The organism is Bacillus sp. BC05(2025) (genome assembly GCF_056725905.1).
In genome coordinates this window covers 99,885-113,924 of the sequence record NZ_JBWYRA010000007.1, presented here as the reverse complement: position 1 = coordinate 113,924, position 14,040 = coordinate 99,885, and the positions used below count along the sequence as shown (strand labels likewise).

At 35.0% G+C, this 14,040-nt stretch carries 10 protein-coding genes; 5 read left to right on the top strand and 5 right to left on the bottom strand.

The genetic code is table 11. From position 1 onward, the window contains the following. Positions 1–79: 79 nt before the first annotated feature. On the bottom strand, positions 80–1,609 hold the full coding sequence (locus tag ACZ76X_RS20800; protein WP_479851564.1) for a cardiolipin synthase: 1,530 nt from the start codon (positions 1,607–1,609) through the stop codon (positions 80–82). A 335-nt stretch (positions 1,610–1,944) separates the two neighbouring features. Between ACZ76X_RS20800 and ACZ76X_RS20795 the strand changes: the two genes are divergently transcribed. Together ACZ76X_RS20795 and ACZ76X_RS20790 are read left to right on the top strand one after the other, a co-directional pair. Next, positions 1,945–2,271 (top strand): cobalt transporter, encoded by a 327-nt coding sequence (locus ACZ76X_RS20795; RefSeq protein WP_479851563.1) that lies wholly within the window; start codon positions 1,945–1,947, stop codon positions 2,269–2,271. Positions 2,272–2,762: 491 nt separating this feature from the next. After that, the gene (locus tag ACZ76X_RS20790) at positions 2,763–4,469 is read left to right on the top strand and encodes a putative bifunctional diguanylate cyclase/phosphodiesterase (protein ID WP_479851562.1); all 1,707 of its coding nucleotides are present in this window, start codon (positions 2,763–2,765) and stop codon (positions 4,467–4,469) included. A gap of 32 nt (positions 4,470–4,501) precedes the next feature. Here ACZ76X_RS20790 and ACZ76X_RS20785 read toward each other — a convergent pair whose 3' ends face one another. Beyond that, positions 4,502–5,893, bottom strand: a complete 1,392-nt coding sequence (locus tag ACZ76X_RS20785) for an amino acid permease (protein WP_479851561.1) — start codon at positions 5,891–5,893, stop codon at positions 4,502–4,504. A gap of 449 nt (positions 5,894–6,342) precedes the next feature. Between ACZ76X_RS20785 and treR the strand changes: the two genes are divergently transcribed. From treR to treC, 3 genes are all read left to right on the top strand, one after another. Then, the gene (treR, locus tag ACZ76X_RS20780; RefSeq protein WP_001976171.1) at positions 6,343–7,053 is read left to right on the top strand and encodes a trehalose operon repressor; all 711 of its coding nucleotides are present in this window, start codon (positions 6,343–6,345) and stop codon (positions 7,051–7,053) included. A 140-nt stretch (positions 7,054–7,193) separates the two neighbouring features. Beyond that, complete coding sequence (gene treP, locus ACZ76X_RS20775; RefSeq protein ID WP_098345929.1) at positions 7,194–8,621, top strand: PTS system trehalose-specific EIIBC component; 1,428 nt, start codon at positions 7,194–7,196, stop codon at positions 8,619–8,621. A 13-nt stretch (positions 8,622–8,634) separates the two neighbouring features. Next, on the top strand, positions 8,635–10,296 hold the full coding sequence (treC, locus tag ACZ76X_RS20770; RefSeq protein WP_479851560.1) for an alpha,alpha-phosphotrehalase: 1,662 nt from the start codon (positions 8,635–8,637) through the stop codon (positions 10,294–10,296). 33 nt (positions 10,297–10,329) lie between these two features. On the opposite strand, the gene ACZ76X_RS20765 is transcribed toward treC, so the two are convergent. The 3 genes from ACZ76X_RS20765 to gerKA are packed head-to-tail and all read right to left on the bottom strand — an operon-like array spanning position 10,330 to position 14,024. Further along, a complete protein-coding gene (locus tag ACZ76X_RS20765) occupies positions 10,330–11,454 on the bottom strand; it encodes a Ger(x)C family spore germination protein (RefSeq protein WP_479851559.1) in 1,125 nt (374 codons plus the stop codon). Next, positions 11,435–12,541 carry a GerAB/ArcD/ProY family transporter gene (locus ACZ76X_RS20760; protein ID WP_479851558.1) on the bottom strand — a complete coding sequence of 369 codons (1,107 nt, stop codon included), beginning with the start codon at positions 12,539–12,541 and terminating at the stop codon, positions 11,435–11,437. The genes ACZ76X_RS20765 and ACZ76X_RS20760 overlap by 20 nt, the downstream gene beginning before the upstream one ends. Continuing rightward, the gene (gene gerKA / locus ACZ76X_RS20755; RefSeq protein ID WP_479851557.1) at positions 12,522–14,024 is read right to left on the bottom strand and encodes a spore germination protein GerKA; all 1,503 of its coding nucleotides are present in this window, start codon (positions 14,022–14,024) and stop codon (positions 12,522–12,524) included. The genes ACZ76X_RS20760 and gerKA overlap by 20 nt, the downstream gene beginning before the upstream one ends. Positions 14,025–14,040: the final 16 nt, after the last annotated feature.

Below are 14,040 nucleotides of genomic sequence, written 5' to 3'. Positions count from 1 at the left end.
ACTTGTTTTAATATGGTATGCAAAGAAAAGGAAAAGAGAGAAATACAAAAGAAAAAGCAATCAATATTACATTGACTGCTTACAGTAAAGGAGAAATGAGCCTCATAAAAGACTCCAATATTCGTTTTTTGATACTTCTTTTTTGGAAAGCGTTCCATTTAATTTCAGTGGAATGCTTAAAGTCTTCTTCAAAATCACGTTTTATATCATGAACAGTTTCTGATTCATAAAGTACGCTAATAAGTTCGTAATTTAATTCAAAGCTACGTACGTCCATATTTGCTGTTCCAATTGTCGCGATTTTATCATCAACAAGTACAATTTTCGCATGCATAAAACCATCTTTATAACTATAAATGGAAGCACCAGCTTTTAAAAGTGGAGTGAAGTAGGACTGAGATGCTTGATCACTAATAATACTATCACTTTTACCAGGGTATAAAATACGTACATCTATGCCAGATATTGCACTTAAGCGTAATAACGTTAAAGTTTCTTGATCTGGAATAAAGTATGGTGTAGCGATCCAAATCGATTTTTTTGCAGATCCCATAACAGCTAATAATGTATTACGAATGCTTTTATCATCTGAGCTTGGTCCGCTCGCTACAATTTGCACAGCACCTTCTGCACTTGAAATTTCTTTACCTGGGAAGTATTGTCTATTCATAAATTGATCCCAGGAATAAGTATTCAACCCACTAGATGCATAGAGCCAGTCCTCTAGAAAGATTGCTTGTAATTTATATAGTGCTTTTCCTTCTATTTTTAAATGACTATCCCGCCAAACGGGGAATTTTTTTGAACGGCCAAGGTATTCATCACCGACGTTGAGCCCCCCAGTAAAACCGATTTCTCCATCTACGATGACAATTTTACGATGGTTCCGATAATTGACAGTTTCAAGTAACCAAGCTGAAAAAATAGGGTCAAATTCAACAATTTCAATCCCAGCTTCTTTCATAGGTTTTAAAAAGCGTCTTCTTAATGTATTACTTCCTAATCCATCATAAAGGAAGCGCACAATAACACCAGATTTTGCTTTTTTTATTAACGCATCCCGAACTTTTGTACCAATTTCATCAGATTTATAAATATAGTATTGAATATGTATGTGATGTTTTGCTTGCTCGATAGCTCGCAAAATTTCTGAGAATGTTTGATCTCCGTTTGTTAAAAGTTTTGTAGTTGTTCTATCTGCGGCAGGTCCGCCTCCGAATTTTTGTATAACTTTTGTTAAATGTGTAGAACGCTCATGTAAGGGGACTGTGAGTGATAATTCTACTCGTCTTCCTTCTAATATTTCGCGGAATAATTTTCTTTGCTCTTCTGAACGATGTAGATGTTTTTTTCTTCTCCAACGGCTACGACCGAAAATAGAATATAAAAGCACACCTACAACGGGAAGAAGTGCTAATACTAAAAACCATGCTAAAGTACTTTGAGGAGACCTATTTTCGATAAAAATAACGAATGAAATTCCTATGATTGTAATAGACCATAAGGCACCGACAAATGTATATAAAGAAATAAACGATGTATTTAATAGGAAAAGAACGATAGATATAATGACAAATATTAATAATAATTGAACGATAGGCTTCTTCATTGCTATAAAATTCCTCTAATCTTTCTTAAATATAAACTTCTTATAAAAAGGTACAATCCGACATTCTTATTATAAAGTGTTTTGTTTTTTTTACAAAATATAGACATTTTCCTCATGCTTTCCGCATTTGTCCTACATACAGTATATTGTTACGCTATTAGCCCGCTATTTGCTGGTTAATAAACAGTGTAGGAGGGACAAAATCCTTGCCCTTTATATAGGAAAGGGGATAACCATATTACATGGATTCTTCCTATTATATAGGTTACCAACAAGGTCCGTACTATTCATACAATATCTATTAAGATGAGAAAATGGAAAAGGAGCGGGGAAACATGAATTATATAGAAAATAACGGATTGTATTATCGTAATCATCATCATGGAGGGCATAATCATAATGGCGGACATCACCATCATGGAGGACACAATCACCATGATCATCACCACCATCACGGAGGTGGATGGGGCTGGGGTGGTGGTTCATGGGGCGGTGGATTTTTCCCTGGAAGTTTTGCTGGAGGTGTTTTAGGGGGACTTACAGCTGGCGCGTTAACGGGTGCAGCAGGTGGAGGCTACTATCCAGCACCGTACCCAGTAACTTATCCAGCGCCATACCCAACGCCATATCCGGGTTATCAGCCAATAACATATCCATATTAAACGAAAAAAAGGGGCTTTCCTCTTTTTTTCGTTTAATAAAGTATTTATAAAATATTTCCAAAAAAATGGTGAAAATATGTTAATATTTTGTTATTGTAATTTTAAAACATATATACTGATTTTAATTTTTATATTCTTATTCAGGAATAGTTGTATAGTGTGCTCAAATGTCTATTTCGCTAGTAAAGTAAAAAGGTTAGATGTAAGTAGAATGAGTAGGAAACTAGGGTTGTATAGAGCTAGTTATAAAGGTATGTAAGAGAATGAAGAAGCTATAATAAGGTAAGCTAAGTATATCGATAAGAAACAACTATTTATAATTGAAACGGTATTATATTGCTTTTTATTACAAATAATATTATGTTATTTTAATCGGCATATTTCAAAATATGATTTATGTAAAGGACGATTATTAGGAAATGAAATGTCTCTATTTCTATGAAAAGAAACAAGTTGTGTTTTAGTCAGATAGGAAGCAAGGAGAGATGCGCATGCTAGAACAAAGAGGTCATGCATTATATGACTCTTCATTGCGAGATTTAAAGTTAGCATTAGATGAGTCTTCAATTGTTGCGATTACAGACCGAAATGGTCTTATTACATATGTAAATGATAAATTTTGTGAAATATCCAAATATCCACGAGAAGAGTTAATAGGGAAAGATCATCGTATTTTAAATTCAGGACATCACCCGAAAACATTTTTTCAAGTTCTTTGGAAGCGTATTTTGAACGGAAAAGTATGGAGAGGTGAAATTCGAAATCGAGCAAAAGATGGAACATATTATTGGGTTAAAACAACAATTGTTCCATTTTTAAATGAAAAAGGAGAGCCATATCAATTTATTGCGATCCGAAATGATATTAGTAGTAGGAAAGAAGCAGAACAGAGGTTGCGTTTAAGCGAAAGCCGTTATAGGGAGCTTGCGTATCATGATGCTTTGACGAGTTTACCGAACCGACTACAGTTAATAACGACTGTAAACGAGATGATTGCAGGCAAAAAAGAATTTGGTATGATTTATTTTGATTTGGATCGTTTTAAATTTGTAAATGACACGTTAGGTCATATGATAGGGGATTTACTTTTAAGCGAAGTTGCTTCACGGTTGCATTATGTGCTAGGAGAGAAAGATGTTCTGGCTAGGCTGGGTGGCGACGAATTTGTGCTGTTAACAAAAAATCATACGCAAGATGAAATGAGGCAGCTAGCGACATCGGTGTTGTCGTGTTTTCAGGCACCATTCATGCTTGAAGGGCATGAAGTATACATTTCAGCTAGTCTAGGACTTTGCTCATATCCGCAAGACGGACAAGATGTGGAAACGCTATTGAAAAATTCGGATTTAGCTATGTACAGTGCGAAAGAACAAGGTAGAAATGCCGCGTGTTTCTTTACAGATGAGTTACGTGCGAAAATAAATCGTAGAATGAAAATTGAATTTGCTTTGCAAAAGGCAATTCGTGATGAAGAGTTAGATGTGGCGCTGCAGCCTATCATTGATTTGAAGACGAAGAAATATACTGGTATTGAGGCTTTAGCACGTTGTTCGACAGAAGAGGGGCCGATTTCGCCAGGCGAATTTATTCCAGTAGCTGAAGAATCTGGACTTATTATAAAATTAGGGGACTGGGTATTAGAAAAGTCATGTCGCTTGTTTAAAACATTGCCAGAGTATCAAGACGGACTAAAGTTATCTGTGAATTTATCCATACAACAATTAATGCAAAAGCGTTTTATTTTATCTGTACGTAGCATTTTGAAGAGAACTGGTTTCCCTCCAAATCGTTTGATTTTAGAAATAACGGAAAGCATTGCTGTTCGACATTTTGATTATATTATTGCTACATTACAAGAATTAAGGAATATGGGTATATTAATTGCTTTAGATGACTTCGGAACGGGCTATTCTTCTTTATATTATTTAAAACAATTACCACTGGACATAGTAAAAATTGATCGTAATTTTATTCGTGAATTTCATTATGATCATGCACAGCCAGAGCGAACGATTGTAAAATCTGTTATTGAAATTGCCCATAGCTTACATTTAGCAGTAGTTGCTGAAGGGGTAGAGACAGTAGAGCAGGAAAGTTTATTACAATCTATGGGTTGTGATTATGTACAAGGATTTTATTATGCGAAACCTTTATCTGTAGGAGAGTTAAAAGAAAAGTTAATGACAGATTTCGAATGAAAAAGAGAAGCTGGTAGCTTCTCTTTTTTAATTTATTTTTTTGAGTTTTTCATTAGTACTGGATAAAGAATAAGGCCTAATACGAACAATCCGATTCCTAAGAAGAACGTTTTTAAATCAGCAGTGCCTGTTTTGATAACCCAAATAGAATATATAAATGCTAACGTAGTAATGATGCCGTCCTTTATTCGAGAGCCAGGCATTATATCATATGTTTCTCCTGTAATAACCAGTTTGAATTGGTACAGCGTAGAAACAAGGTATGGAATTAAATAAGCTAATGTTGCTACAACGATAGCGAAATTATAAGCTTCTGACACGGTACCAGAAATCGTTGAGAACAAGAAAATTTGCGTCATTACATTTGTAATCAATAATGATTTTGAAGGACTACCTTTTTTATTCGTTTTCGCGAAAAGCTTAGGGAAAAGTCCGTTCTTTGCAGCCTGGTAAGGTACTTCTGAACTAACAACAATCCAGCCCACTGTAGATCCAAATAAAGATACAAGTGCAAGTAGAGCCATGATATAGGCACCTTTATTGCCAATGGCTAAATTTAATGCATCTACTAATGGTTTTTGAGACTCCTTTAAAGCATCTTGCGGGAGAGCGCCCATTGTAAGTAGAGTAATTGACATGTAAATAAGAAGAGCGATAATTAATCCGAAAATGGTAGCTTTTTTTACATCGCGCTGAGATTTTGCACGGTTAGAAAGCATGACAGCCGATTCAATACCGATAAACGCCCAAAGTGTTGCAATAGCAGCTGAATTGATTTGTCCACCTAAAGAAATGGATTGTCCTGCTTCATTCATAAATGTTTGACCGTCTCCGAAATTAGAGGCATTGAAAATAAATAATGTGATTACAATAAACATTGTAAATCCGATAATCTTTGCAATGGTAGCAAGAAGATTCATATTTCCAGCTCGGTCAATATTTTGAGAAAGAATATATTGAATTCCCCATAACATAAGGCTACATACGAGGAAAGTTAATCCTTTTCCGAGTTCTAGTGAAAATCCGTTCGTTGAAAAGAGAATTTGCTTACTTTGTAAAACTGGAAAGAATGTTGATAAATATCCAGCGAAGGAAATAATAACAGATGCTGTTGCAGCCCAGTTCGCAGCCCAATATCCCCATGCCATACTATATCCTGCAACTTTTCCCGCTTTTTTTGAAGGAAACATTGCTTGAGCGTAACTTTGTGGTCCTGCTTTTAATTCTGGTTTTCGAATTGCTAAATTTCCAAACACGAGTGCAATCATAAATACGCCAAGTCCTGTAATACTCCATGCAAGTGTAGAACCCATTGGACCTGATACTTGTGCTAAATTTGCTGGGAGCATAAATACGCCACCACCAACCATATTTCCGATAACAAAAGCTGTTAAAATCCATAATCCCCATTTTTTCGTTTCCATTTTTGTTAACTCCTTTGTAGTAAGTTTTGCTTAAACATCATTTTTTACTAGCTTTTTGGCAATAAAAAAAGAGCCATGTAGATAAAAAATACCTACATGGCTCTTCGCCTAACGTAGGTACAACGGGAATAACCCTTGTACCTACGCGTAATTTTTCCGCTAGGTTTCAAGGGTTACGTATGATGATGATGTTTTTGTGCAAATGTAACTACAATTGTTGTATAAGTAAGCATAGTTCTTTGCTCCCTTTCTCCTCTGATTTTGAAGTTAGTATACTACATGTTTTTTTGAATGAAAAGAAAAATATAAAAATTTTTATAAAAATACGTTTTAAAGATTAAATATTTACCTTTATTTTTCCTATACTGGAAAATAAGTGAGAGATTGGCAGAAGAGTGTAGCATGGTATAATACATATAGAATTAGAAGGTGACAAGGGGCTATTGTAGATGATGAGCAAGTATGAACAAATTTATACAGAAATCAGTAAGTCTATTGATAATAAACAATTAAAAGAGGGATGCAAAATCCCATCAGAAACTGAATTAATGAAGCAATATGAAGCGAGCCGAGGTACAGTAAGAAAAGCTGTAGATTTATTACAAGAGCGTGGGTATGTTCAAAAAATACATGGAAAAGGTGTCTTTGTTTTAAAGCGAAAAAATATTGAATTCAACTTTGGTGGCATTGTAAGCTTCCAAGAAGAAAATGAACGTTTAGGACGCCATTGTATTACAGAAGTCGTGGAAATGGAGAAAGTAAAAGCGACAAAAGAGGTTGCAAAGCTATTAAATGTGAAAGAGAAAACAGAAATAGATCATATTAAACGCGTACGAAATATTGATGGAGAAAAAGTAATTTTGGATATTAATCATTTTGTATCGGAATATATTCCTGGATTAACGAGTGAAATTGCAGCGCAGTCCATTTATAAATACATTGAGAAAGAACTAGGTCTTCATATTAGTTATTCGCAGAGAGTAATTGAAGTACAGCCATGTACAGAGGACGATAGAAAGTATTTAGATTTAAATGGAACAGACTATGTTGTTGTCGTGAAAAACTTTACGCATTTTTATGATGGAAGTCAGTTTGAATATACAGAATCCCGCCACCGCTTAGATATTTTTCATTTTTCAGATGTGGCGCGGAGAAAATAAGGAGATGGAACGTAATAACGTTTCATCTCTTTTTTTATAAAAAAATGACAAACTCGTATATACGAGTGTTGACTAACTTATATATACGAGTTAATATGTAATTGTAAACGGTATCAAAAAAAGAAAAGAGGGACGGGAATATGGGGAAAGACTATCGTAAAACAGCAGAGGAAGTGTTGCAGTATATTGGTGGGAAAGACAATATTGAACAAGCTGCACACTGTGTAACGAGACTCCGTATCGCTTTAAAAGATGAAAGTAAAATAGATAACGATAAATTACAATCTGTTTCATTAGTGAAGGGAGCGTTCCATAACGCTGGAGTATTTCAAATTGTAATCGGTCCAGGAGATGTTGATCGAGTATATGCTGAATTGATAACGCTTGCAGGTATGAAGGAAGCGACAGTAGCTGACGTAAAAGATTCTGGAAATCAAAAGTTAAATCCAGCTCAAAAGTTTGTAAAAGTATTTTCAGATGTATTTATGCCGATATTACCAGCAATCGTAACAGCTGGTTTACTAATGGGAATTAACAACCTATTAGGGGCGAAGGACTTATTTTTTGAAGGTAAAAATTTATTAGATGTGTATCCAAACTTAAGTGGGCTTTGGGATTTAATTAATATGATGGCGAATACAGCTTTCGTATTCTTACCAGCACTTGTCGGTTGGTCAGCAACAAAACGTTTTGGTGGTAGTCCGATATTAGGGATTGTTATGGGATTAATGCTTGTGCATCCAGCATTATTAAACGCGTGGGATTACGGAAAAGCAGCGACTGGTTTAGACGGACAAAAGATTGAGTACTTCGATATTTTAGGATTATTTCAAATTGAAAAGGTAGGGTATCAAGGTCAAATCTTGCCGGTTTTAGTAGCTGCATTTGTATTAAGTAAAGTGGAAATTTTCTTGAAGAAACATGTACCAAATGCAATTCAACTATTAGTTGTACCAATTACAACGATTGTCGTAACAGGTGTATTAGCATTAGGAATTATTGGTCCAGTTACACGTCATATTGGAGATTTATTAACAGCTGGATTAGTAGGTGTATATGAAACAGTACCAGTAGTTGGTGCAGTATTGTTTGGAGCATTATATGCACCGCTCGTAATTACAGGTATGCATCATATGTTTATTGCTATCGACTTACAATTAATTGCACAGCACGGTGGTACATTCATTTGGCCAATGATTGCCCTTTCTAACATTGCGCAAGGTAGTGCGGCACTTGCGATGTTCTGGATTTCTAAAAATCAAAATGATAAAAGCATGGCATCTACATCAGCAATCTCAGCATATTTCGGTATTACAGAACCAGCTATGTTTGGTGTAAACTTACGAAATAAATTTCCGTTCTATGCAGCGATTATAGGATCAGCTATTGCAGCTATATTTATTACGTTAAATGGTGTATTAGCACCTGCTATCGGAATTGGCGGATTACCAGCATTTATTTCTATCATTCCGAAATCGATTCCGATGTTTATTGTCGGAATGATTATTGCAGTTGTAATCCCATTTACGTTAACGTGGTTATTTGCAAAACGAGTAAAACAGAAGTAGGAGGAAGTTGAACATGAAGGATTGGCATAAAAGTGTAGTTTATCAAATTTATCCGAAGAGCTTTAATAGCTATTACAATAAAGAAACCGGTGATATAAAAGGGGTTACAGAGAAACTAGATTATTTAAAAGAACTCGGAGTAGATTATATTTGGTTAACACCGATATACCAATCACCACAAAATGATAATGGATACGATGTAAGTGATTACTACAGCATTGATCCATCTTACGGGACGATGGAAGAGTTTGAAGAGCTTTTAGAAGAAGCAAAGGCACGTAACATTGAAATTATGCTGGATATCGTTGTAAATCATAGTTCGACGGAGCATAAGTGGTTTAAGGAAGCGAAGGAAGATAAAAATAGTCCATATCGTAATTATTACATTTGGCGTGATGAAAAAAATAATTGGCAATCTAAGTTTGGCGGGTCTGCTTGGAAATATGATGAGAAGACAGAGCAATATTTTTTACATCTATTTGATGAGACACAAGCTGATTTAAATTGGGAAAATGAAAAACTTCGTGAAGAAGTATATGATATGATGCGTTTTTGGCTAGATAAAGGGGTAACTGGATTCCGATTAGATGTTATTAATTTAATTTCGAAAGATCAACAGTTCTTAAATGATGATGGAAGTACGGCGACAAGCGATGGCCGTAAATATTATACAGATGGTCCGCGTGTTCATGAATATTTACAAGAGATGAACCGAAATGTTTTTGAAGGGAAAGATGTAATTACAGTTGGAGAAATGTCATCTACGACAATTGATAATTGTATAAAATATTCAAACCCAGAGCGCAATGAATTAAGTATGACGTTTAGTTTTCATCATTTAAAAGTAGATTATCCGAATGGAGACAAGTGGACGAAAGCAGATTTTGATTTCATTAAATTAAAAGAGATTATGTCTAATTGGCAAATTGAAATGCAAAAGGGCGGAGGATGGAATGCATTATTCTGGTGTAATCATGACCAGCCTCGTATTGTATCACGCTTCGGTGATGATCGAAAGTACCGAAATGAATCTGCAAAAATGTTAGCGACAGCTATGCATATGTTGCAAGGTACACCTTACATTTATCAAGGCGAAGAAATCGGTATGACGAATCCTAAATTCGAATCCATCGAGCAATATCGCGATGTAGAATCGTTAAATATATACGATATAAAGCGAGAAGAAGGATTATCAAAAGAAGAGATAATCGGGATTTTAAAACAAAAATCTCGTGACAACTCCCGTACGCCGATGCAGTGGAATGAAGAAATGAACAGTGGTTTTACAACAAGTACACCTTGGATTTCAGTGGCTGAAAACTTTAAAGAAATAAATGTGGAGAAGGCACTAGAAGATAAAGAGTCTGTATTTTACCATTATAAAAAGTTAATAGAACTTAGAAAAACGTATGATGTAATTACAGAAGGAGAATATGCTATTTTAGATGAAAATCATCCTAAAATTTGGGCATATACTCGTACTACAGAGAGTGAAGTGTTGCTTGTTATTAATAACTTCTACGGAGAAGAAATAACGTATTCAGTACCAGCCCATGTTCAATTAGATGGAATGAAACAAGAAGTAATACTGTCGAATTATCAAGATTCCAGCAAGGATATTACAAAACTTAACTTAAGACCATATGAATCAATTGTCTATCGATATGCGAAATAAAAAGGTTGTATGCCCGCCGTGGCATACAACCTTTTATTTTAAGACACCACTATATAAAATGCTTACTTCTACCTCAGGTTTGAATTTTACTTTTGCATAATCTTTATTCCAATTTTTTTTCTTCCATAAGTCAGGATGATAAGCGATAAGATGTCTTCCAATACCGAAAGCATCACAATTTGCTTTTTGTAGTTTGCGTGTTATTTTTTTCGCTTCTTTCGTGAGTTGTTTAGAAAGTTCCTTATTTAGCTTTTCTCTGTCGTCCATTGTATACAGATTATCTCTTGGAGATTCAAGTGCTATAACTTTTAATTGGAGTTTAATGTGAGCATAAACATTTCCTTTTTTATCTGTTGTTATTTTTAAATCTCGTTTTAACTTTCGATCGCTAATTTCCACTGTTAAATAATCAGATTTCTTCTCTGATTCATCGCTAGTAAGTTTCTGGGTTATACGGGCATTTCTTCCCATTTTTCCAGTTAATAATACGAATAAAACAGATTGTTTCAAGGGTAAATGCCCAGTTAATTTATCATTGTTAAATAAAGCTAACCCGTTTGTAACTACTTCTTTTCCTTTTATTTTTATAGAAGGGAGGGTAAAGTCTTTACCGGGATCTAACATTTTTGTAGCAGCTGTTTCTAAGGTTTCTTTTGGAAATACACTCATATCTTCTAAGCTTTTCACTTTTTTGTTTAGAAAATCTCCAATTAGTAAATTTCCTATTTTCTTTTTTTTGAGTATCTCCGATGATTCACCATCTACTGCAATAAGTTTTACTAAAGCAGTTGGGTTTGTTGGGTCTCGAAAGCTGACATCTAAATAGGGGAGTATACCCTTTTTTAGAATTTTGGTTCCGAGTAATTGAACACCATATTTGAAATAGCGAATATTCCCAGTCACATTTTTTTTTAGGGCATCGCTTGTATCCATTATGTTATGCCCGGTTGCTGAATATATTTCATTCTCAAATGAAGATTGCTCTCCGCTTGAACTTTTTACGAGCTCGATTGTTTGCTGAAGTTTATTCTCTTCCGTAATATCAGCTCCAATGCTATAAGCTAAACTTGCCTCCCTTAATGGTTCTTGATCCCAACAGCCAGAAAGGAGGGAACTAGTACATAATATTAAAAGTAATTTAACTCTTTTTTTGAACATACTGTTTTCCTTTCTTCTTTCTTATTACAGAATAAAGTAGAAATAAAAGAGGGAGGGCAACGATGAAAATATAGGTGAACTTATCAGTGAAAGTTGAAATTACTTTTAATTCTTCAGGTGTATCTATAAATAAGGCTACACTAAAAGCAATAATACCAACGATTGGAACAGCCTTTTTATGATTAGCAAGATTGAATATATGTCCAATTCCTATAGAGGCGGCACAGTAATAACTAGCAATAGAAGCTACGACAGTTATCATCCAAATTGGTATGAATAGTAAATCGGTTCGGTCTATAATTCCAATATGAAGAGAGCGTAATAAGTAAGCAACTGGTTCTGGAATAAGCTCAACTTGCTTTGGACTAAATACGATAAAGCAAATCCAAACAGTAAAAGCATAAAAGAGAGTTACAAATCCATTAGCAATAGAAATTGCCTTTAGTTTTGCTACAGCAGTCCCATTTACTTTTGGGAAAGCGATAAGAATAATTTCAAAACCATACATAGCTGTAATTGTTTCTTTGGATGCTTGAATAATATTCCACCATCCAGCTTCTGTAATCGGAAAAATATAAGAAAAATCAGCTCGGGAAAGTCCTAGGGCAATTAAAAGAGCCATTGGAATAATAAGAATAGAGGCCATGACATAAAATCGTACGATGACTTTAAACGTGTTATAAGCTACATAACAACAAGCTATTGTACATAATGTGAGAATTGCAGACCACGGAGTTGAGTGTAAAACCCATACTTTAATGACGTTACAAGCATTCAACATGACCGTCATACCAATAAGGGTAAAATAAAAAACATAAGAAAAACCTAATAGTTTTCCAAATTTATTCCCAAATAACATACAAACACTTTCATACATATCTGCATCAGGAAATCGTTTTAAGAAAAGCCACATAAGTAAAATAATAAGTTGAATCGCAAGCCCAGCGATGAGTGCAGAAATCCACCCACCGCCTTTGGCAATCGGATGAAGGCGGTTTGGTAGAGAAAGTATGCCCACTCCAATTTGGCATTGAATAACGAAAAAGGTAAATTGAACTAGCGAAATTTTACTTTGCGTGTTTGTCACCGTCCTCATCCTCTCTCGTTACATGTTGTCGTTGCATTTTTTTCGGTTTTGGATCATGTGGTCGTTCCCAAAATGACCAAATTGGTAGTCTTACGAAAGAATCTTTCATATCTTTAATCCGCATTGGTGCGACAGGAGAAAGATATGGTGTATGAAAAGAATGAAGCTGACATAAGTGAACGAAAGTTATAATTAGGCCGAATGATATCCCAACATATCCGAATATGGCAGCAAGGAGCATTAATGGAAAACGCAGAATTCGAACAGCTGAACTCATATCATTCGATGGAACGAGAAAAGATGAGATTGCAGTTAAAGCTACTACGATGATCATCGTATAAGAAACGAGCCCAGCTTTTACAATCGCATCACCAATTACTAAACCGCCGACGATACCGATTGTTTGTCCAACGCGGCTCGGCAAGCGAATACCAGCTTCCCGTAATAACTCGAAAATTAACTCCATTAAGAGAGCCTCAAAAATAGGAGGAAGCGGTACTTTCTCTAATGAAGATTTAATGGTATACACGAGTTCGAGCGGCAACACATCAGGATGAAAAGCGACAGTTGCAATATATAAAGCTGGTAAGAGAAAGGCAATTAAAAAACTTACTAAGCGAATCATTCGGACGAAAGAACCGACAATCCAGCGGTTATTATAATCATCTGGTGATTGATAAAAAGCGAATAACGTAACTGGTACGATGAGTGCTGTTGGATCTCCGTCAGATAAAATAGCAACACGCCCTTCCATTAAATTAGCAACAGTTCTATCTGGACGCTCTGTATTTAATTGCTGCGGAAATGGCGAGAAAGATGTATCCTCTATAAATTCTTGTATGTATCCTGGTGGCATAAGTGCATCCGTTTTAATCGTTCCTAATCTTCTTTTCACTTCTGTAACTAAATCGTCATTCGCTATATTTTGCATATAAGCAATTGCCACTTTCGTGTGCATTTCTTCACCGAGTGTAAAATACTTAACAACTAAATTTGGACTCTTAATGAGTTTACGAATAGAGGTTAAATTAGTTGCTAGATCCTCTACCAAACCAGTATGTGGACCACGCACAACTCCTTCATTATCAGGCTCTGCTATATCTCTCTTTAAAGATAAAGCTGTTTCGAAAATACAAAAACTGTCGACGTGTTCATGAAAATATAAGGATTTACCTTGTAATAAAAGTTGTATCCCATAATTTAAATTCGTTTCTTTTTTCATATTTAACGTAGAAAAAGCTTTATCTAAAGATAAATCCGAACGCGTTAATAATGGCTCAAGAGCTAATTGATGAATTAGATTTGGATCTGCTAAAGATTCAATATATATGATTATTCCTTTTCCATTTTGAAAAGGGACATCTAATTTTTTTATATCATCTGAGTGACAGAGCTTATTTTCAATGTAATTCATATTTTCCAGAAGTGATGGAAACATATGTTTTTTGCTATTATTTTGTTGTGAATTTTTCTGTTCAGTCATAATTTCCACCTCTATT